The sequence below is a fragment of the Microcystis sp. LEGE 08355 genome (assembly GCF_015207185.1).
Classification (GTDB): Bacteria; Cyanobacteriota; Cyanobacteriia; order Cyanobacteriales; family Microcystaceae; genus Microcystis; species Microcystis panniformis.
This window is the reverse complement of the sequence record NZ_JADEXI010000016.1, coordinates 1-21,788: the sequence shown is the minus strand read 5'-3', so window position 1 is coordinate 21,788 and position 21,788 is coordinate 1. Positions and strand designations below refer to the sequence as shown.

Here is a 21,788-nt window from a genome sequence, read left to right as displayed (position 1 = left end):
GAGAAAAATATCAGCTGCATCTCCTATTTTTGCTATGAGATGCAGCCATTGCTAAAGGCTAACACACCTAGGCTAATTAACCGGGGACTAAAGAAGATTTGAGCGCAAAAATTTTCTCGATTACCTCTTCTACCACCTTATCAGGAGTGGAAGCGCCAGAAGTCACTCCGACGACAATTTTTCCCTCATTTAACCAGTTATCAGTGATGATTAAATCGTCCCCTAAAGGTTTATGTTCGATGCGATTACCGGGGAGAATGCGCTCGGCACTATCGATATGATAGGAGGGAATGGCACGCTCGATCGCTATTTCCTGTAGGTGAGTGGTATTAGAGGAATTATAACCGCCAATTACCACCATTAAAGAAAGCGGTTCTTTCACCAGTTCAAACATGGCATCTTGACGCTCTTGAGTGGCATCACAGATGGTATTAAAACTCATGAAATGATCTTTAAAATCGATCGGTCCGTACTTTCTCAACATAGTATGCTCGAAGAGTTTGCCAATTTCCTCCGTTTCACTTTTCAGCATCGTGGTTTGATTGGCAATACCGATATAATCTAGATTGCGATCGGGATCGAAACCCTGGGAATGAGCATTTTTAAACTTCTCTAAGAACTCATTTTTATCGCCACCGTGGAGAATATAATTAGCGACATAATTAGCTTGATCCAAATTTAAAACGATTAGATAAGTGCCAGCAAAAGAGCTAGTGGCGATCGTTTCTTCGTGATTATATTTGCCGTGAATAATCGAAGTGTGGTCGCTTTTTTTGTGCTTTTCCACGGAATTCCACACCTTAGAAACCCAGGGACAAGTAGTATCCACAATCATGCAACCCTTATCGTTAAGTATTTGCATTTCCGAGACACTGGCCCCAAAAGCAGGTAAAATCACCACATCCCCCGATTCCACCACAGTAAAGTCTTTTTGGCCATTTTCGACCGGAATAAAACCCACGGCCATGGAGCGCAGACGCTGATTAACCGAGGGATTGTGAATAATTTCGTTAGTAATCCAGATACGTTCCAGGGGAAAATGTTGACGAGTTTCGTAGGCCATGGCGACAGCGCGTTCTACCCCCCAACAAAAACCAAAAGCTTGAGCGAGATAGATCGTCACGTCACCCCGTTCTAAACGATAATTATTTTCACGAATTTCTTGGATCAGGTCGCTTTGATACTCATTGGTCATCGCATCCATTACTTCCTCTTTATGACCGAATCCCTTGCGGTTATAGTTATCCGATTGCTGTAGGGTACGTTTAAAGGATTTTGTATCCATGATTCTCTGATAGGGGTATTGGTGGCGCTAAATTGGGCGAGACAGTAGCTTGCCATATATTAAAAATACCTTATCTAGTCAGCGCAGGAGGCTTTTAGAGACTAGAGAGAAATTCCTCGTCGATATCGTAACCAAACTGTTGAGCGAAAAATTTTAAGCGAGATAAAGCAGGAATTTGCTGACTTTTCAGCCAATCAGACAAAATAAAGAGTTTTTGCATCACAAAAATCTCTAAAGCTTCGGGATTATATTGAATTCCTTCCCCGCGATGGAATTGATGGGGGACCAACATAGCAGCATAACGGGCGATTTCTCCCTGTTTTGGGTCAAGAATAAAAATTAACCAGGGATAAACCGCATCTAAACGCAGAAACCACAGCCTAACTTCCGCTATCTCCGATAATTCCCGCATATCACCCTCCGCGCGAGGATAATCTATCTCTAATTGTAGAGCTTGTTCCAGTTCGGCGATCGCTGATCGGGACCGATAATCTTGAATAATAGTCTCTAAAGATGATAGATCCAGATTTTGAATCTGATTGGGGTTAAGAGCGATTTTGACAGTCATAGGGGCAAATAAAAGGTTATATCGGGCGAAATTACGGTTTTTTATCCCCAGATCGGCAATGATCTATCTCAGAAAATACTCTCGATCGGGACAAAAAAACTAAGTATGACTATTCTCTCACTCCGGAGCGAGAGAGGGAAACTGGACTAAAATAGACCTCTTGTAAAAATCAAAAATTGTTGTTAGGGTTAGGAGTCAGTAGTCAGTAGTCAGTAGTCAGGAGAATTAAGAATGAATAATAATCAATTAAATGGTCTATTTACAAATTTTATGCAATTTAATCCTTATTTTTGCCGTTTTTGAACCATCAAAAATTAATTATGCAAGAGGTTTAATCCTCATGATTGGATTTCTCCTACAATTTAACCTCGGTTGAACACTGGGGGTTTTTTACTCGGCAAAATCGGGAACTCAGGTTATTGATAACTATTAGCTTGACGGGTAAACATAAGGTGATATTGTCCTCGTTTGCTCATCAGTTCCCCTTGACAAAGAGCTAATCGATGACTAATTACTATTGATAGATTTCCTATTCTCGATTAGCAGCAAGGTAGGCAGTCTGTTCCTCAAAAATGACCAATTCTCAGGATAATTATTCTAGAGAATTTAACCCTTTTTCCGTTAACTTAATTAAGTTCAATCAATCGGGATTATCAAAGAGAGTGATATCGGGGAAATTAGCTACTTTATCAATTACTTTACCCTAGAGAAATCCTCGAACTCGATCGCACAAAGAGGCAAAGAGTAAACCGGTAATCGTGCTGAGGGAATCGGTCAACAAGCTAAGGAAAATTAATCCGCTTACACTTGCGACTACCTTTAAAACAAACAACGGTTGAGTCTTCTCTGACGAACAATACACATTATTACAGTCCCCGGCACTCGAACCAGGGATAAAGGTACAATAGAACTGTAGAGATCTGGAGGGTTGCTATGTTTACACACAACTTAGATGACAAAAAACTGTCCCTCGATCTAGAAGGGAAAGCACCGCAAAAACTCACCTATCGTTCACCAAAAATCTACCACCTCGATCGCCCTAGCAATTTATCAACAGAAAGGAATTCAAGGACTGCGGGATTTAGAAGGAAAATTTGCCCTCGTTATTTTTGATGGAAGTCCTGCGGCAACATTCCCTAGGCATTGGTGGTGTCGAAAGTGGCAGTCGCATCAGCAGTTCCCTAGCTGTGATCCCATGGTTGCCACCAAGCAACTGAAGTATAACTAGGATATCATCCCGGAGCGGGAAGGGAAACTGGACTAAAATCCCCAGGGTTGAATTTCTCCTACAATTTAATCTCCCCTGCACACCGGGGGTTTTTTAGTCAGCAAAATCGGTAACTAGGGACACGAATAAATTAGTCAATTTATGGGAAAATAAGCTCGTCTTCTCCGCTTTTATCCCATGCAAGCCGACTTTTTTACTAATATCCTCTTACCCGTTGCCCTAGGCGTTTTAATGTTAGGCATGGGATTAGGATTAATTCCCGCCGATTTTCAGCGTATCACCCGTTATCCCAAGGCAGTCCTGATCGGTTTAGTCAATCAAATTATTATTCTACCGATCATCGGTTTTATTATTGCTTCTCTTTTGCCTCTCCGGCCAGAAATTGCCGTCGGTTTAATGATTGTCGCCATTTGCCCCGGCGGTCCCTCCTCCAATGTTTTAACCTATTTAGCTAAGGGAGATGTAGCCCTTTCTGTTACTTTAACTGCTTTTAGCAGCATCATCACCATTTTCACAATACCTTTTTTAGCTAGTTTCACTCTCCAGCATTTTATGGGGGAAAGTGCCGCCATCTCCCTACCCATTGGTTCCACTATGGCGCAGATATTTTTGATTATACTTTTACCGATGATTATCGGTATGACTATCCGCCATTACTTCCCTTTACTGGCCAAAAGTATGGAACCGATAACTAATCGTTTAGCCGTGATTTTTCTAGCGGTTATTATCTGCTTATTAATCCTGAGAGAATGGCAACGTTTACCTTTATTTATCGCTCAAACTGGCATCGCAGTGATCATTTTAAATACGATTGCTTCCCTAATTGGCTTTTTCAGTGGTCTTTTATTTCAATTAACTATTTCCCAAAGAATTTGTATTGCCATCGAAGTGGGTATTCAAAGCGGCACTTTAGCTATTGCTATCACTGCCGGTTTATTAAAGAATCCCGATCTAACCATTCCCGCAATTGTCTATAGTTTATGGATGTATGTCAGCGCTTTTATCGCTGTTTATTATGGTCGCCAAAAAGCCGCTTTGGCAAAATAGCTAAATCGGGTGATAGGATATAGCTAAAAAACTGATAACTGATTATGTTAATTGGTAAATATTTAACCCTAGAAGAATTCTGTACCTGTTCCCAAACTTATCAAAAGTACGCAGCACAAATCGACCCCTACCCCAAAAATCCTGCAACGATAACCGCTTGGCAAAATCTCGCTCACTTTATTATCGATCCAATTATTGATAATTTTGGTCGAGAAAGATTCCAATTAACCTACGGATTTTGTTCCAATGATCTGAGAAAATTTCTCCAAAAAAAAGACCCAATCACCGGCTTAAAAAACGGTAGAATCGATCCCAGTCGTGATCAACATTGCGCCCACGAAATTAATCAAAAAGGTCAATATTATTGTCAGCGATTGGGGGCAGCCTGTGATTTTCGGATTATCGATTTAACGAGCGATCGCCTGATAGATTGGATTTTAAACAAAAAATTACCCTTTGATTCTCTCTATTTTTACGGAATTAATCGCCCAATTCATATCAGCTACGGACCCCAACATAAACGAGATCTATGGACTTTTACCACTAAAGGAACACCGACTAAAAAAGGTTTACAATCATGGTTAGAAGCCGCTAAATCTATCGATTCTGAAGCTAAAAAATCCCCCAAAATAGGGGGATAACCAAGACTTAAAACCGTCTTCTTTTAGATTTCTGGTTCCAGATCGTCCTCCTCGTCCTCATCGGCCGGTTCCGTGGGTAAAGGAACCGAACCCATGTCTAATTTATCCCGCAATAACTTCTCAATTTCTGCCGCTACTTCTGGCCTTTCTTCGAGATATTTAACGGCATTATCGCGACCCTGGGCAATATTTTCGCCATTATAGCTATACCATGCCCCTTTACGAGTAACTACGTTAGTTTGTTCGGCGATATCGAGCATACAACCCACCTGGGAAATGCCTTTACCGAAGATAATATCAAATTCAGCAATCCGGAAAGGAGGCGCGACTTTATTTTTAGCCACCTTAACTTTAGCCCGAATTCCGTATTCCCCTTCCGTGCCTTTTTTCAAAGTTTGAATGCGACGGATATCTAAACGCACCGAGGCATAAAATTTTAAGGCCGTTCCTCCGGTGGTCACTTCAGGATTGCCGTAGGTGACACCGATTTTTTGCCGCAGTTGGTTGAGGAAAATCACCACACAACCGGATTTACCAATATTACCAGCAATTTTTCGCAGGGCTTTACTCATCAAACGGGCCTGCAAACCCACCTGATTATCCCCCATTTCCCCCTCAATTTCCGCCCGCGGCACTAAAGCGGCCACCGAGTCGATGACGACGATATCCACGGCCGAAGAACGCACTAACTGGTCAACTATTTCTAAGGCTGCCTCCCCCGTGTCCGGTTGTGCCACCAGTAAATTATTGATATCTACCCCTAAATCTTCCGAATAGGTGGGATCTAAAGCGTGTTCCGCATCGACAAAGGCCGCCACTCCCCCGGCTTTCTGCACTTCTGCGATCGCATGGAGGGCTAAGGTGGTTTTTCCAGAACTTTCCGGCCCGTAAATTTCGACGATACGGCCCTTCGGTAAACCGCCACCCAAAGCCATATCTAGGGTTAAAGCACCACTAGGCACGGTTTCCACCCGCATCCGGGTGGCGTCTCCCAAACGCATAATCGAACCTTTGCCAAAGTTGCGCTCGATTTGAGTTAAGACTAAACCCAAGGCTTTATCTCGATCGGAATTATTTGTCATTGTCGCCATTAATTTTCTCCCCAGTTTTCTTAAGTAGTACAGCAGTATGCAAAGATTGTAGCCTGTTTTAATCTTGATCACCAAAAAGTTAGAGACTTTTTCCAGAATGGTGATCAAAAATCAAAAGTTTTGATTTTTACAGCCAAGGCCGGCTCATCTGTTCTAATTGCGTCACCTCTCGCGCTTCTAAACTCCATCCTAGGGCCCCGGCATTTTCGATCGCTTGGGCCGCAGTTTTTGCCCCCGGAATGGGAATTACATCCCCTTGGGCGATTAACCAATTGAGGGCAACTTGTGCGGGGGTTTTTTGGTATTTTTCGCCCAATTCTTGCAGTACCCTTAAAATTGGGGCTATTTTCTCCAAACCTTCTTTTTTGAACCGCGGGTCAACTTTTCTGGCTCCATCGGGCAAATTCTGGCTTTCTGGGCTATATTTACCCGTCAGTAGTCCTTGAGCAAGGGGGCTGTAGGCGAGGATGGTGACACCTAATTCCTTGGCCGTGGCTAAAATTGCCTTAGTTTCTATTTTGCGATACAAAAGCGAATACTGCACCTGATTGACCGCTAAGGGAACCTCTTTTTTCGCCAAAATCTGGCTTGCTTGACGCATTTGCTCGGCGGAATAATTACTTACACCCACGGAACCAATCCGGCCGCGTTTTACTTCTTCCCCTAGGGCATTCATTAGGGTTTCTTGGCTAATCAGGAAGGTGAAGGGCCAATGCACTTGGTAAAGGGTAATTTTATCGGTTTTTAGACGGTTTAAGCTCTCGGTAATGGCATTATGAACCGCATTCGCCCCCAATCGCCACGGTACGGGGGCAAATTTGCTGGCAATATCGATGGGAATATCAGTCTGTTGGGTAAATTTTCCTAAGAGTCGTTCCGATTCCCCCAGTCCATAGACTTCGGCAGTGTCAAAAAAGGTGATTCCTGCCTCTACTGCCGCTTTAAAGGCTTCCTCTACCTGACTAGCTCCGTATTCCTTGCCATAGTTCCAGAAGAATTTATCTCCCCATGCCCAAGTCCCGATTCCCAAAGCACTGACGGCAATTCCTGTTTGTCCGAGATTAGCGGTTTGTCTAGTCATATTCCCTACAAAGAATGACAGCGTTTCTCATTTAAAGATGAAGTGTAACCTATATTTGGTCTGACTCCCCACTAACCCCCTTTTTTGATTCCGGGAAATTCCCACCCATAATTAATGGGAAAGGACTTGACTTTGCCGGCGACTTGCGCTATGCTTTTCTTATAATGGGAATCTGTGCAAAATTTTTTTAGACGCACAGATTCCCATTATGAATAAAATCTTTTAAAAATATTATCCCAAAATCTGCCGAGAAAAGCAAGCAAAATTTTGCCGATAATTGTTAAGTTTTGTTAACAAAGAAATACAGAGATCAGCAAGGTCAAAAAATCGAAGTCTCTTGCTGATCTTGATTGTCGCTTAACCTTATGATTAGGTTAGGCGAATTTGGCGCTTTGACTAATTGTTAGTGCTAACTTCCGTGGTTTCAACAATTGCCGTCGGTTGGCAGGGAGTAGGTTGAAATTTCTCTGGAAAAGAGAAGCCTAAAAATGATGCGATCGCAAACATGGTGCTGATAATTTTGGCAAGACTAACAACGTCTTCTCTGTACTTTAACCAATATTTATACATAATCATCGATCCTTTTACTTAGGAGGTGAACTATCTTTAGATTAAAAAAAATCTGATTATTTGTCGTTACTCAAAAGTCATGAAAATGGTACTTTTTTTAGGTACTCTCAAGTAACCTGACAGGGTACTGAAAAGTAATCTTAAGTCCTGTTACCCTTAAAAAATGATGATGAATGAACTAAAAATGACTGAAATTAAACCCCTTTCATGGACTGAATTAGAAATGCTGGTTAATGATCTGAAAAAAGAGCATACAAACAAGGGATTAACGGACGTGGAAACAAAAATATTAAAAGGTGTTTTTGATGATAAAACATATCGTGATCTAGCGGAAGAAATTAGGACAGAAGAACAGTCAATCAAGAATGCGGCTTCTAGTTTATTTAAAATCTTGTCAGAGCAAACAGGTGAAAAGATTGGAAAGAGTAATCTGATTACTGCTTTGGCAAGGTATAGAGATAATTCTCAGACATTTGATCATAACAATAAACCTCAAACTCAGCAATCAAATAAAGTTCTTGAATTAGTTATTGAGGTAGGGATAGACGACCTGACACCAGAGAAAATTGATAAGATTAACAACCTTATTCAAAAAATCGCCAAAGACAACACGATCAAGCCTATTATGAAACTTAAAGGCAGTATTCGGCTATTTTTAGAAGGTTCAGAAGATGGACTCCAGCGCCTAGCAGATTTACATCAATCGGGGGAATTGCAAGCCCTTCTCAATGAACTTAAATCAGACGATATACCCGAAATTATCGTCAAAAAAGCAGAGTTCACTACAGATGCAAAAGTTATTAAAAAAGCCGAATTAATTAAGGCAATTCGAGAGGGAACAATCGATAAGAAAACTCTACAACAAGTTGATTTAAGTGGGGCTGACCTGAGTGAGGCTGACCTGATTGGGGCTGCCCTGATTGAGGCTGACCTGATTGAGGCTGACCTGATTGAGGCTGATCTGAGAGGGGCTATCCTGAGAGGGGCTTTCCTGAGTAGGGCTTTCCTGATTGAGGCTAACCTGAGAGGGGCTATCCTGAGAGGGGCTTTCCTGAGAGGGGCTGACCTGAGTAGGACTAACCTGAGTAGGGCTATACTTATTGAGGCTGACCTGAGTGCGGCTGACCTGAGTGGAGCTATCCTGAGAAGGGCTAACCTAAGTGTGGCTATCCTGAGAGAGGCTATCTTGAGTGGGGCTATCCTGAGAGAGGCTATCCTGAGTGGGGCTTTCCTGGGTTGGGCTATCCTGAGAGAGGCTGACCTGAGAGAGGCTGACCTGAGAGGGGCTATCCTGAGAGAGGCTGACCTGAGAGAGGCTGACCTGAGAGGGGCTAACCTGATTGAAGCTAACCTGAGTGGGGCTAACCTGAGTGGGGCGGAAGTCGAAAACGCTATCTTTACCGGTGCAACGGGGATCACCCCCGAACAAAAACAGGATTTGATTCGACGAGGGGCAATTTTTGGGGATAATTCTAACGATCGCAGTAAAGTATTAGTTTAAAACAGCCTTTGATCTCCACCTTCAGCAGAGATTTAGGTGGGGTTGGCTGAATAAATGTGAAATATAGACGAGGTAAGGGGTTTGGCGGCCTGTTTGGCCAAGCAGCTGCAAGATTTTCAAGCTGGTGGCTCAAAAACCTTGTATCTTAACCGGCGATCGCTCCTACTTTTTCAGCCAACCCATAATTAATGGGAAAGGACTTGACTTTGCCGGCGACTTGCGCTATGCTTTTTATATAATGGGAATCTTTGCAAAATTTTTTTAAACGCACAGATTCCCATTATGAATAAAATCTTTTAAAAATATTATCGCAAAATCTGCCGACAAAAGCAAGCAAAATTTTGCCGATAATTGTTAAGTTTTGTTAACAAAGAAATACAGAGATCAGCAAGATAAAAAAATCGAAATCTCTTGCTGATCCTGTTTGTCGCCTAAGCTATGATTAGGTTAGGCGAGTTTGGCGCTTTTCTCTAATTAAGATTAACCCACCGCAAACCCTGTATATTCTCTGACTAGGGGTTCATGAAAGGCTAAAACAATATCTTCTTTAGGAACACCTAAATTAACTAATTCATTGGCAATTCCCACCTCAGTGCCATCATGTTGTATCCAGATTTTACCCTTTTTAATATCGAGATGCAAAACACAACCATGATATCTTCGTCTATTTTTCCAGCCAACATACATCAATTGATAGTGATCGCCAACAGTATCAAAAATCAATTGTTGTTCAATCGGATCTTTAGATGAACCTATCTGAGAATATTCAGTAATGACTTGCTTGACATAGTGACGATATTGTGCTAGTTTTTCCATTCGACAATTACCTCCCCAATCGGATCATAAATAATCAGGTAAATTTGAAATCGTTTAACGACAGTTTGAATAAATCGCAATTCAAAAAAACTATAATAAATATCTAAGGGAACAGCTAAATATAACTGTCTTTTAGGTTCTTTTTCTTCTAAAGCAACACGATAATTAAAGAATTGTCCAATGGCAGTATGAAATTCTGAAATGCTGGATTTACCGATAAAACTTTTAATTTCAACGGCTATCTTTTCATTATCTTTTTCTGCGGCTATCAGTTGCTCTGCTCCTAAATCGACATACATTTCTACATCACCCACTTCAATCCTTAAAGGGTCATCCGTAATGATCCAACCCTCTTTTTCTAATCCTTTTCTCACTGCACCATGAAAACAATCTTTAGCAGACATGAATCTTGAAGTTAGCAGGCATAATAATTGTTAATTATAACATTTAGTCATGACGAGCGACAGGGTGAGAGCATCTCAAACCCTATTGACAATTGGCCAATTTTGTGATCCGCGTGGGCATTTCAAGTAATAAGGGACTTGCGTGAGAATAATATCCCAATCGATCGGAGGGCGCAAGCTTTGCGCCCCTACAGTAACGGATTTTGTCCACAATGTAGGGGCGAACTGCGTTCGCCCAAAAGGTACATTATCAAAGCGCAAGTCCCTAAGCTAAGACGTATTTAAACCGCTTATTCTTAGATTAGCCCCCCCCTTGCCTGATCTCAACAAGCAATTTGAATTAAGAACAGCTTAACTAGCTGACATCCATCGTGATAAAATCGGCCTTGTCTTTCTTCTGCCCGCGCAACGCCGAGCGGCGGTATGTTGAGCTTATTTCCCCTTTTACTTTTTACTTGGTATAAATCGTGCAGGTTTTCATTTATCATACTCCCGAACTTACCCCCGTCCATACTCTACCCGATTGCGCCGTCGTTATCGATGTTTTAAGAGCGACAACCACGATCGCCACTGCCCTCAATGCCGGTGCAGAAGCAGTGCAAACCTTCAGCGATCTGAAAACCCTGATGCAGGTGAGCGATACCTGGCAACCAGAAAAACGTCTCCGGGCAGGAGAAAGAGGCGGAGCGAAAGTGGAAGGCTGCGATCTGGGCAATTCTCCCCTCGATTGTACCCCTGATTTAATGAAAGGTCGTCGTCTGTTTATCAGCACCACTAACGGCACCCGCGCTCTGCAAAGGGTGGAAGAATCCCCGATCGTGATTACTGCCGCTATGATTAATCGGCAAGCTGCCGTTAATTACTTATTGGATAGGCAGCCCGAAACCGTCTGGATTGTTGGCTCTGGTTGGGAAGGGGGTTATTCTTTGGAAGATACGGCCTGTGCTGGAGCGATCGCCGATGCGCTACAAGAACAATCGGGGCAAATGGCGATCGGTAATGATGAGGTTATCGCCTCGATCGCCCTTTATCGTCAATGGCAAAATGATCTTTTAGGAATGTTCCACAGTTGTAGTCACGGTCAGCGGCTCTTGCGTCTCCACTGTCAAGAAGATTTAAAATACTGCGCTAATATTGACTCTCTTGATGTTTTACCGATCCAAAAAGAACCGAGCATTTTAGTCAAACTTTAGACATTATCACCCACAGAAAGGGTCATCCGTGCCGGTAGGAGCATCGATCCTAGCCGGATTCCTTTATTTATAGTTTGCTAACCATGACTATCGATTCTTTACTGCAACCTTTTCAGCGTTTTGGTGTCAATCTCGGTTTAGAAAGAATAAAAAATCTGCTGGAGATTTTAGGCAATCCCCAAGATAAAATTCCGATTATTCATGTCACGGGAACTAATGGCAAAGGTTCAGTTTGTGCCTATCTATCTTCTATTCTCAGTACCGCCGGTTACAAAGTCGGACGTTATATTTCTCCCCATTTAATTGATTGGACAGAAAGAATCTCTATTAATGGCGAAAATATTGAAACCGCGACTTTAGAAAACCTGCTTAAATATATACAATCGCTTATCGATCCCCAGCAGGAAAGTCCTACCCAATTTGAGGTAATTACTGCCGCTGCTTGGCTGTATTTTGCTCAGGAAAAGGTGGATATTGCCGTGATGGAAGTGGGTTTAGGAGGAAGATTGGATGCGACTAATGTTTGCGCTCAACCTTTGGTTACTGTCATCACTTCTATTAGTCGGGAACATTGGCAAAATTTAGGGCCGACGGTTGCCGATATTGCTGGCGAAAAAGCGGGGATATTAAAAGCGAATTGTCCCGCAGTTATCGGACAATTACCGGAATCAGCGCAGGGGGTAGTTAGGGAGAGAATCAAGCTGTTAAATTGTCCGACGGTATGGGTAGAAGCTGCCGAAAAAATTGCCGATAATCGGGCCAAATATCAAGGGTTGGAATATCCTTTATCCTTAGCGGGAGATTTTCAATTAACTAATTCCGCTATAGCGATCGCTGTTGTTAATATTTTACGTCGGCAAGGTTGGCAAATTAGCGATGAAGTCGTGCAAGAAGGAATGGCAAAAACTCGCTGGTTAGGACGTTTACAAACCGTTAATTGGTGTCAGCGAGAAATTTTAATAGATGGCGCTCATAATCCTGCTGCTGCTATTGGTTTAAGGCAGTATGTAGATAGTTTAAAGGCTCCAAAAATTATCTGGTTGATGGGAATTTTATCGACTAAAGATCATCGAGAAATATTCCAAGCTTTATTAAGAAAAGGCGATAGTTTATATTTAGTTCCCGTCCCCGATCATAGCAGTGCCAATCCTGAAACCTTAGCGGAATTAGCGGCTTCAATTTGTCCAGAATTATCTCACCTAGAGACTTGTTCCGATGTATTTTTAGGACTAAAAAAAGCCATCCAAGAATCTGCCGATAGTCAGATAATTCTCTGTGGCTCGCTTTATTTAGTCGGTTACTTTTTAGGGAGTTTGTTTCAGGGAAAATAAAACATCAATTTTACTGGTGGTTTTATCAGGCATAGTGGCAGTAATTCCGATCCCGCGTACCGATTCTAAAAAGGCCTTTGCTTCTGGGGTTAATTCCGTGGCCGGAAGATTATTAATTCCCCCTGCTTTAGCGATAATTTGCTCCACATCGATGAAGAAATAACCGAGATTATTTTTAGGCAAATTGGCGATCGATGCTTGGAAAATCTCACTTTTGCTAATCGGTTGATTCGATTGGGGTTGATAGGGAATTCCGACGGTCATTTTTAGGGTATCATTATTAGGCCAAGCATAGGTTAAAATCGCTTGTTCTTCCGCTTTCCATTGGGTTACATCTTGACCAGAAATTTTACTGTTTTCTATGGTGATAAAGGGAACAGTTTTCACCAATTTATTTAACCTATCGAGGGTAGTTTTTGCCGCTTTCTGATCGCCAGTTTGCCAGATCATCATTCCCCCAAAACCTAACCCTCCCACCGCTTGCTGGTTGGGGATAATTCCGAAAGCAAATTCTCGATCCATCCAGTTAAAAACTTCTTTATCCGCGTCAAGGGTTGCCATCTGAAAATTCTCACGGATCTGACGTAGAAAAGCTTGTAATTCTGGGTTAGTTTGGGACTGTTTTTCTGCTTCTTCCCATCCCTGTTTAAGATTATTACCGCTCCAGAGTGCGATGGTATCTCCGGGTAAATAATTTAAAACTTGATTTCTGCTAGGGGAAGGTAGGTTAGAAATAGTTTCAGGAGCAAGTTTAGCCACCATTTGTAACTGTAATCCCGTATCGGTGACACCCACTCCTGCGACAATATCCTGAATTTTTGCTAATTCTTGCCGACTTTGGGGAGATAAATTAGCATCTGCTCCCAAGATTTTGGCATAATCATCGATATAAATTGTTGCTAGGGTATTGGGTAGGTTGAGGGATTGGGAAAGCAGTTTTCTCACTTCCGGTTTACTGCTAAAAGATGGCTGTCCTTGATAGGTATTGATCGCCGCTTCTAACACCTTTTTATCGTAGGATATCAACAAAAAATCGCCAGTAACGGCAGTATAAATGGTGGTATTATCCTGCCAATCTATAGCAGTAATTGTAATACCTTTGTAGTCACTGGTGCTAGTTTTGCGATTAACTTTTTGTCCTAGTTGTTTCTGGAATTCTGACGCTTTAATTTTATCTTTGATGCCGATAACCGTTAATAATTCCGATTGTCCGGGGGTAGCTGCGGGAAGGAAAGCAAAGCTAATACTACCGATCCAAGGTTCAACATCCCTTCGATAATCAATCTTATCGGTGAAGATATTTTTTTGTAACTCTTCTAGTCCTTGACTAACCGCAGTTCGCGATTCTGGTGTACCATATTTAGCTAACACTGACCAAGCTTTTGCATCCGTGGAGACAAAACTACTAGCAAAGGCAGTTTCTGGGATAACTTTTGCCGATTCTAAGGGGGTGAATCTTTGCCAAGGTAGTTGTCCTCGTAGATAAAGATAGACACCTCCTGCGGTTACTGCTGTTAGTCCTAAGACGACTAAACAACCGGGTAAAAATGATTTTTTTGACATAGAATTGTGGTTTGGTTAAAAAGTTCCATACTTGGCGATCGATTTGTCTCTGGTTGTAGTATCTAGAGAATTGGTTAATCTTTAGTAAGCTTTAACTATTATTATAGCTTCTGGAGGTACTAAGCTGTTGACTATCTAAATTACTCGTTAAGACTGCACGGGAGCGGGGGGAAGTAGTTGGAGCTTTTGTACTAAAATATCTAATACGCAGTTTAAATGCAGTACAGCTTAGAATGATCAAATATTGTTGATATGAATACCATAAAAGGCTAATTTTATCATTAAACTGGACATGAAATAGACAAAATTCCTTGATTCTCGAAAATTTTCTGATTACTAAGTATGCAGAAATACAGACAAGAAAAATCCCTGTTATTATAAAATAGTTTAGATCAAAAAGTATTGTTTTTGAATTGTTGTATTTATTTTAAATATATTTATTTTAAAAATATTAAACCTACTGCTGTTAACTTTGATGCTTAAAAAGCTATCAGAATCATAATAATTTTGTTGAAAAGTACAGCCTTTTAAAAAATAAGGTTATTATGAACCTATATTATACTAAATCTGGTTATTAAAAACTGATTATTCATTCCCCTTTTTGCCTTTTGCATGAGTAGAAAAGGGGTTTCTCCGAGAAACCCCTTTTCTGTGCGTTACTCAACGGATTTAGTATTAGACCTTTTTCACCCAATATCCAAGAGAGCCAAAAATGACAAAAAATAGGGGCTGAATTTTTTCAACCCCCTACAATACAAGAAATTATCGTTTTAGCGTTGTTTACGTTTTAATGCCAAGGCAGATAAACCAAAGAAACCTAAACCAAAAAGGAGAGTCGGTTCCGGGGTTTGGACAGTTAATAAACCTAATTGACCACCTTCGACAAGATTATTGGGACCGCCGATGCTGCCATTTCGCACACTGTGGGCCTGCACGTCGAGAATTAGAATTTTTTCTCCTGGTCGAGCGCCCGGAAAGAATTCAGTAATATCCAAAATCCCCGAAGTTTCCCAGTTACCTAAATCATTGGGGCTGCTGTCGGTTTGACCACCTGGTAAACTAGAGCTACGATCGACCTGACCTACTCGTGTCGCTCGTCCAGTGGTGGCATCAAGTCGCCAAATCGAGGCTTCTTCTCCAGAGGTTTGACCGAAATCAGAGAAAGAACGGTCTTCTTGGATATAGATAGTACCGTCATCAGACCAATCGAGGTTATCGGGACTTCTCACCCCAAAATCGGGACCGCTAAATTGACCGCCACCCGCATCATTACCATCGTAGAGAATGCGAGCGCTGACGCTAGAAGCAGCGGTGTCGAGATTGCCGTTTTGATCGAAAACTAGATTATTATCGAAGATATAAACGGTTCCCCAGCTATCGGCCCCATTGAATAAAGAACTGCGTCCGGTGGAAGCAAGAACAATTTGGGAACCATCACTGGGATTAGTCGAGACATCTTCCGGACGGGAGAAGGAAAAAGCTCCTAAAGCGTCCGCTTGGGCCCGAAGATTGCTATCGGTGGCAAAACCATTAAGAAAACCAACCCCACTTCCCTCGTTCACCACTTCTACCCAACGTCCGGCGCTGGTGTTGCCAGTACCAGCAAAGTCCCGGGGATCGACACCTTCATCACCTACCCAAACATACAGTTTGCCCTGTTTGAGACCATTGCGATCGAGAAAACTACCATCTCCGACCCCGTTTTTCTCCCCAATGTAGAGATAGAGAGGTGCGGACTCGGTATCATCACCCCCGATCATCGCAATGCGATCACTTCTACCTGTATCAATTTCTGTCCAATTTTCCCAACCACCGCGACCCATTTCTGGGGCAGCCCAGAGACCGAAATTGGTAGGATCGAGAACCCATTGAGTCCCATTGCTGGTTTCTTCTCCAGCAAAGTAGATATTATCTTCAAAACCGATCCCTTGACCGAAGGAATAACGACCGAAAGCGGCACCAGAACAAAAACGATCTAAACCTCCAATGGTGGGAGCGAGTTCAAATTGACTGGTACTGGTGATTAGATTGTAAGAGCGATCGTAGATTTTATCGAAGGCTAATCCAGAACCGATAATTTGACGACTACTGGTGTCGATGTCAAAGTAACTGATTCTTGCTCCTCTCACGGAAAGCTGGTTAGCAGTACCCGGATTCAGGGTATAAGAGGCTCCTTGGTTATTTCTAACTTCGTGGTTGACCAAGGCACGAATCGTCCCATTTCCTAGATTGATAACGCCAATTCCATCAAGAATACCGATGGGAGTGTAATTGTTAATGGTTTCACCCACTGTAAATAGGGGCGTATATTCATAACCATTCAATCCTGTCACCTGCGGTCCGCCTGTATTAATATGAGCTTGCGCTAAAACCGTCGGTACGTTTATTAGGGAAATTCCCACTGTTAGCAGAGTTGCCGCCAAAACATTTTTGGGGTTAGAATGTGAAGCAATCATTAATTTTTTAGTCCTCTAATCTCAAGGAAACAAAACGTTCTCTCTTGAGATTAGAAGGCTTTTATTAAGGGATTGATAACCCGAGAATAAAAACTCTTTAAGAACTGATGCTTTGTCATAATTATTAATGTTTGTGTAAACAATTGTAAAAAAGCTGGATGCTCACGACCTAGATTCGTTCTATTAACAATTGTCATTTAATCATCGAGCCTAATAAACAATTTCTTTCTTTTGCTTATTCTGACTCTTTAATACTGTCCCGTGACTCTTTCCCTAAGGGAATATTTTTGATTTTTGGCAGAAGTTCATTATTAATTCCCACCCCCTGATTAATATTAGTCAACCCATTGGCCTCTAATTTTTCTGTTAATCCTTGTAAAATATTTGATACTAGCCAGGGTCCTCGGTATAACCAACCGGTATAAATCTGTAATAAACTCGCACCGGCCGTAATTTTTTCCCAAGCATCATCGAGGGAAAAAATGCCTCCCACTCCAATTATCGGTAAATTGCCTTGGGTTTGCCGATAGATAAAACGGATCACTTCTGTGGAACGTTCCCGCAAAGGTTGCCCACTAATTCCCCCTGCTTCTTCAGTGATTGGTTTACCAGTTTCAGGCAGAATTGTAGTTTTTAATCCCGTGCGTTTAGTGGTGGTATTAGTAGCGACAATTCCAGCTAATTGATAGGAGAAAGCTAAGTCAATAATTGTTATGATATCTTCCCATTCTAAATCGGGAGAAATTTTCACTAATAGGGGTTTTCTGCCTTGATTTTCTCTTTGTAAAATGTCGAGAATTTTATCGAGTTGTTCCCCACTTTGCAGGGAACGCAAACCGGGAGTATTGGGAGAACTAACATTAACGACAAAATAATCAGCATGGGGGAATAAATAGCGAAAACTGCCTAAATAGTCCTCTGGGGCCTTTTCTAGGGGCGTATTTTTCGATTTACAGAGGTTAATGCCGATGGGAATCTGTCGGGGTTGTCTTTGCCAAGATTGCTGGAGAGTTGCCGCTAGAACTGGCGCACCGAGGTTATTTGCCCCCATACGGTTTAATCCCGCCAAATCTTCCGGTAAACGAAATAATCTCGGTTTTGGGTTGCCCGGTTGCCCTTCTAGGGTGACAGCACCCACCTCGGCAAAACCAAAGCCGAAACTAGGCCAAAGTCCTGCCCCTAAACCGTCTTTATCGAATCCTGCCGCTAATCCGACGGGATTGGGGAAATTTAACCCCCAGAGGCTTTGCGATAGGCGAGAATCGCTAAAACTGAGGGATTCTGATAATTGGGAGATTAACCATTGTCCCCAAAATCCCCCTCGCGAGCGATCGATTTTTTGCAGAGTATTTAATAATTGTTTTTGTGTTCCCTCTAAATTGCCCCGAATAGCCTTAAAAGCTAGAGGATAAAAAGGTTTAATTGTATCAATTATATTTATCATAAGAAGACAGGAATTAGGGGTTAGGTGTAGGGTGGGTTAGGCAAGAACAAGTTATGTTTTTGACAAAAAATTTCAAATTTGCCGTAACCCACCTAGCATAATCTTTATAAACCTTGACGAGGGTTAAAAGTTTCAATCGCCCGTATTTTTTGATAAAGTTCTAATTCTTCAGGGCTAGGATTGGGAGGATTAACTAAGATAATTTCCACTAATTGATCGCCCCTTTCTCCTTGGGAAGTGGGATAACCTTTATTAGCTAAACGTAATCTTTGACCGCTTTTAACTCCTTTGGGAATCATCATTTTAACTAACCCGTCAATGGTGGGAATTTCCACAAAACCGCCCACAATTGCCTCGCTGGGAGTAATCGGTACTTGACAGACAATATCAGAACCTTGAATCCTAAAAAAATGATGCCTAGCGATAGTTATTTTTAAATATAAATCACCCCCTTCAATACCCTGACCTTTGAGACGAATTTTCTGCCCATCGATCATGGCTGCCGGCATATCTACCTCTATTGATCTACCATCTTCCAGACGAATTCTTTGTCTGCCACCTTGATAGGCTTTCTCTAAAGGTAAAGTTAATTTTGCCTCCACATCTCGACGAGTTAAACGGGGAGAGGAGGCAATTTTAGCGCGCTTAGTATTAAGGTTATTAAAATCTCTAAACTTCCATAAATCCTGTTCTGTACGGGGGATTTTTCCATTACCGTTACTATTGGCTTTTTCCCCCGGACGTATCCCGCGGCGCTTAATCCCCGTCAAGGAACGATTATACTCAACCCGTTTTTCTTCATCGGAGAGAACATCATAAGCTTCATTAATATCTTTAAACTTTTCTTCGGCCGATTTATCCCCCGGATTAACATCGGGATGATATTGGCGCGCCAGTCGTCGAAAAGCTTTTTTTATCTCGTCACTGGTAGCCGTGCGAGATACTCCTAAAACATCATAATAATTAACTAATTGTGGCATATATTCAGTTATCAGTTATCAGTTATCAGTTATCAGTTATCGGTTATCAGTTATCGGTTATCAGATTTGAGTTCTAAGTGAGCAGTATGTATTAAGCGAGCAGTATTAAATAGTAGTTTCCCACTGTCTTTTTACTGTTTACTGTTTACTGATCACTGTTTACTGATCACTGATTAAAACCAATCATCATCCTCATCATCCCAGTTATTTTGGGGGGGAATATTGCGGGAACGATTGCCGCTGCTGCGGTTACTTTTACTATTGTTATAACTTTTTTCCTCCGAAAGGGGGGGACTTTGCCAATCGCTATCGCGGCCATTGTCGTAATTGTCCTGATTGCGGGGGCGATAACTATCTTGATTAGCCGAATAATTGGGTCGATAATCACTTTGATAACCCGGTGTACTAGGACGATAATCCTGACGATAACGATCGCGACGCGGTTCGGAGGGAAGATCATCTTCCTTATCCCCGGTAAAAGTCTTGCGAATAGCGCTAAAAAAGCCCTCGTCTTCCTCGTCGTATTGTAGCCGTACCTCGCGATTTAATTCATAGATAACATCCTGTAGGTCTGCCTGGGCGCGATCGATGCGACGGTCATCATTTTTCTCCAAAGCGTCGATAATTTCCGTACTCAAAGACTCAATTTGACGACGATAGGAACGGGTAAACTCATTACCAAAATCGAGAGTAACATCTTTTAAGCGTCGTTGAGCTTGATCCACCAGAGAGCGAGCGCGATTGCGTTTATCGACCTTTTCGCGACGGGTACGATCTGCTTCGGCAAATCGGGCAGCATCGCCGATCATACGGTTAATTTCCCCTTCGCTGAGGGTAGAAGCGCCTTGAATGGTGACACTTTGCTCCCGTCCGGTCATTTTATCCCTAGCGGTGACTTGTAGAATACCGTTAGCATCGATATCGAGGGACACCTGCACTTGGGGAATACCCCGGGGTGCGGGGGGGATACCGGTTAATTTAAAACGTCCCAGGGATTTATTATCGCTGGCCATTTCCCTTTCCCCCTGCAAAACGTGGATTTCCACCACAGTTTGATTATTTTCGGAAGTAGAAAAAAGGTCAGATCTGCGGACGGGAATAGTGGTATTGCGGGGGATTAACTTTTTCATCACACCGCCGATGGTTTCTAAACCCAACGATAAAGGGGTCACATCGAGGAGCAGCACGTCTTTGACCTCGCCGCCCAAAATTCCCGCTTGAATAGCCGCCCCGACCGCTACAACCTCATCAGGGTTAACATTTTGATTGGGTTCCCTATCGATAAAACTCCGCACTAAATCCTTCACCACCGGCATCCGCGTGCCGCCGCCCACCAGTACCACTTCGTCTAGTTGGACGGGGGACAAACCGGCATCAGAAAGGGCCCGTTTGAGAGGACGACGGAGACGACTGATTAAATCGCCGCATAACTCCTCAAATTTGGCCCGACTCAGGCGAGTTTCGATGTGTTTGGGGCCGTCTTCCGTGGCGATGATAAAGGGTAGATTAATATCGGTGACGCTGACCCCAGACAGTTCAATTTTGGCTTTTTCTGCCGCTTCTGTGAGTCTTTGTAAGGCTTGCCGGTCTTGGCGCAGCTCCACGCCTTCCTGTTCCAAAAATTGATTGGCTAACCAATCGACGATTCTTTTATCGAAATCATTACCGCCTAATTGGGTGTCGCCACTGGTGGCTTTCACCTCAAAAACGCCGTCACCCACTTCCAGGATAGAAACATCAAAAGTACCGCCTCCCAGGTCAAAAACGAGGATTTTCTTGCTTTCCTGTTCATCAAGACCGTAGGCTAGGGCAGCGGCGGTGGGTTCGTTGAGAATCCGCAGCACTTCTAACCCGGCAATTCGGCCCGCATCCCGGGTTGCTTGACGTTGGGAGTCATTAAAATAGGCGGGGACAGTGATGACGGCCCCGGTCACTTCTTCCCCTAGATAACGGCTGGCTTCTTCGGCTAATCGGCGTAAAACTAGGGCGGAAATTTCTTCGGGGGCGAATTCTTTTTGCAGACGGGGGCATTTAATTTTGATACTGCCCATCTCATCCCGGCGGATGGTGTAGGGGACGCGCTTCGATTCGGGGTTTAATTCCGAGTAGCGACGACCTATGTAGCGTTTGACTCCATAGTAGGTGTTTTGGGGATTGAGTACCCCTTGTCGCCGGGCCATTTGACCGACCACTAACTCCCCATCTTTATTAAAACCGACCACAGAAGGGGTGGTTCTCATGCCCTCCGAGTTGGCGATGACCACTGGCTTTCCGCCTTCCATCACGGCGACGACGGAGTTAGTTGTCCCTAGATCAATGCCTACTACTCTACCCATGCTTGTTTTTGTCTCCCCCTAGATTTCGATAACTTCGGGACTTTTACCTTCGATCGATAGTTTAAATCGCTTAATGCTTGTTGACAATATTGTATCGAATTGTCTTAGTTTCTCGCTCTCGCTTCGGGGCAATTGAGGGTGGGATTACCGAAGTGGTCTTTTAGTGACTCTGGCGATCGAGCTTGGGGGGTTTTAAATAGGGTCTGCGGCAAAAAGTTTTTCCTGGGGGCAGAGTGTGGGGTGTGGGGTGTGG

Annotated in this window: 19 protein-coding genes; 6 read left to right on the top strand and 13 right to left on the bottom strand. The window is 42.8% G+C overall.

Annotated elements, in window-relative coordinates; translation table 11 throughout:
* Positions 1-76: 76 nt before the first annotated feature.
* Entirely contained in the window at positions 77-1,285 is a 1,209-nt protein-coding gene (locus IQ242_RS01615) for a 4-hydroxy-3-methylbut-2-enyl diphosphate reductase (RefSeq protein ID WP_193958801.1), read from the bottom strand.
* Between the two features lie 94 nt (positions 1,286-1,379).
* Entirely contained in the window at positions 1,380-1,853 is a 474-nt protein-coding gene (locus IQ242_RS01610) for a CRR6 family NdhI maturation factor (protein WP_002795611.1), read from the bottom strand.
* Between the two features lie 933 nt (positions 1,854-2,786).
* On the opposite strand from IQ242_RS01610, the gene IQ242_RS01605 reads away from it, so the two are divergent.
* The 3 genes from IQ242_RS01605 to IQ242_RS01595 all read left to right on the top strand — a co-directional run bounded on the left by IQ242_RS01605 (position 2,787) and on the right by IQ242_RS01595 (position 4,769).
* A complete protein-coding gene (locus IQ242_RS01605) occupies positions 2,787-2,966 on the top strand; it encodes a hypothetical protein (RefSeq protein WP_002759146.1) in 180 nt (59 codons plus the stop codon).
* A gap of 292 nt (positions 2,967-3,258) precedes the next feature.
* Positions 3,259-4,128, top strand: coding sequence for a bile acid:sodium symporter family protein (locus IQ242_RS01600; protein ID WP_193958800.1), 870 nt, complete (start codon positions 3,259-3,261; stop codon positions 4,126-4,128).
* Positions 4,129-4,172: 44 nt separating this feature from the next.
* Positions 4,173-4,769, top strand: a complete 597-nt coding sequence (locus IQ242_RS01595) for a hypothetical protein (RefSeq protein ID WP_193958799.1) — start codon at positions 4,173-4,175, stop codon at positions 4,767-4,769.
* Between the two features lie 23 nt (positions 4,770-4,792).
* Here IQ242_RS01595 and recA read toward each other — a convergent pair whose 3' ends face one another.
* The 3 genes from recA to IQ242_RS01580 form a co-directional block, all read right to left on the bottom strand.
* Positions 4,793-5,860, bottom strand: coding sequence for a recombinase RecA (recA, locus tag IQ242_RS01590; RefSeq protein WP_193958798.1), 1,068 nt, complete (start codon positions 5,858-5,860; stop codon positions 4,793-4,795).
* Positions 5,861-5,987: 127 nt separating this feature from the next.
* A complete protein-coding gene (locus tag IQ242_RS01585; RefSeq protein WP_193958797.1) occupies positions 5,988-6,941 on the bottom strand; it encodes an aldo/keto reductase in 954 nt (317 codons plus the stop codon).
* Between the two features lie 396 nt (positions 6,942-7,337).
* Complete coding sequence (locus IQ242_RS01580) at positions 7,338-7,511, bottom strand: hypothetical protein (RefSeq protein ID WP_172969281.1); 174 nt, start codon at positions 7,509-7,511, stop codon at positions 7,338-7,340.
* A 163-nt stretch (positions 7,512-7,674) separates the two neighbouring features.
* On the opposite strand from IQ242_RS01580, the gene IQ242_RS01575 reads away from it, so the two are divergent.
* The gene (locus tag IQ242_RS01575) at positions 7,675-9,012 is read left to right on the top strand and encodes a pentapeptide repeat-containing protein (RefSeq protein WP_193958796.1); all 1,338 of its coding nucleotides are present in this window, start codon (positions 7,675-7,677) and stop codon (positions 9,010-9,012) included.
* Positions 9,013-9,157: 145 nt separating this feature from the next.
* Here IQ242_RS01575 and IQ242_RS26625 read toward each other — a convergent pair whose 3' ends face one another.
* The 3 genes from IQ242_RS26625 to IQ242_RS01565 form a co-directional block, all read right to left on the bottom strand.
* On the bottom strand, positions 9,158-9,283 hold the full coding sequence (locus IQ242_RS26625) for a hypothetical protein (protein WP_255520587.1): 126 nt from the start codon (positions 9,281-9,283) through the stop codon (positions 9,158-9,160).
* A 209-nt stretch (positions 9,284-9,492) separates the two neighbouring features.
* On the bottom strand, positions 9,493-9,828 hold the full coding sequence (locus IQ242_RS01570; RefSeq protein ID WP_002798710.1) for a XisI protein: 336 nt from the start codon (positions 9,826-9,828) through the stop codon (positions 9,493-9,495).
* Positions 9,816-10,232, bottom strand: a complete 417-nt coding sequence (locus IQ242_RS01565; RefSeq protein WP_193958795.1) for a XisH family protein — start codon at positions 10,230-10,232, stop codon at positions 9,816-9,818. Before IQ242_RS01565 ends, IQ242_RS01570 begins: the two co-directional genes overlap by 13 nt.
* A gap of 467 nt (positions 10,233-10,699) precedes the next feature.
* Between IQ242_RS01565 and IQ242_RS01560 the strand changes: the two genes are divergently transcribed.
* Positions 10,700-11,425 (top strand): 2-phosphosulfolactate phosphatase family protein, encoded by a 726-nt coding sequence (locus IQ242_RS01560; protein WP_002759138.1) that lies wholly within the window; start codon positions 10,700-10,702, stop codon positions 11,423-11,425.
* Between the two features lie 83 nt (positions 11,426-11,508).
* A complete protein-coding gene (locus IQ242_RS01555) occupies positions 11,509-12,756 on the top strand; it encodes a folylpolyglutamate synthase/dihydrofolate synthase family protein (protein WP_193958794.1) in 1,248 nt (415 codons plus the stop codon).
* On the opposite strand, the gene IQ242_RS01550 is transcribed toward IQ242_RS01555, so the two are convergent.
* The 5 genes from IQ242_RS01550 to dnaK all read right to left on the bottom strand — a co-directional run bounded on the left by IQ242_RS01550 (position 12,730) and on the right by dnaK (position 21,535).
* Positions 12,730-14,319: a DUF3352 domain-containing protein gene (locus IQ242_RS01550; protein WP_193958793.1), complete on the bottom strand. Its 1,590-nt coding sequence runs from the start codon at positions 14,317-14,319 to the stop codon at positions 12,730-12,732. The two genes, IQ242_RS01555 and IQ242_RS01550, sit on opposite strands and share 27 nt — an antisense overlap.
* A gap of 770 nt (positions 14,320-15,089) precedes the next feature.
* Positions 15,090-16,775, bottom strand: a complete 1,686-nt coding sequence (locus tag IQ242_RS01545) for an alkaline phosphatase PhoX (RefSeq protein WP_193958792.1) — start codon at positions 16,773-16,775, stop codon at positions 15,090-15,092.
* A gap of 235 nt (positions 16,776-17,010) precedes the next feature.
* Positions 17,011-18,219: a quinone-dependent dihydroorotate dehydrogenase gene (locus IQ242_RS01540; protein WP_193958791.1), complete on the bottom strand. Its 1,209-nt coding sequence runs from the start codon at positions 18,217-18,219 to the stop codon at positions 17,011-17,013.
* A 104-nt stretch (positions 18,220-18,323) separates the two neighbouring features.
* The gene (locus tag IQ242_RS01535; protein ID WP_193958790.1) at positions 18,324-19,199 is read right to left on the bottom strand and encodes a J domain-containing protein; all 876 of its coding nucleotides are present in this window, start codon (positions 19,197-19,199) and stop codon (positions 18,324-18,326) included.
* Between the two features lie 173 nt (positions 19,200-19,372).
* A complete protein-coding gene (gene dnaK, locus IQ242_RS01530) occupies positions 19,373-21,535 on the bottom strand; it encodes a molecular chaperone DnaK (RefSeq protein ID WP_193958789.1) in 2,163 nt (720 codons plus the stop codon).
* Positions 21,536-21,788: the final 253 nt, after the last annotated feature.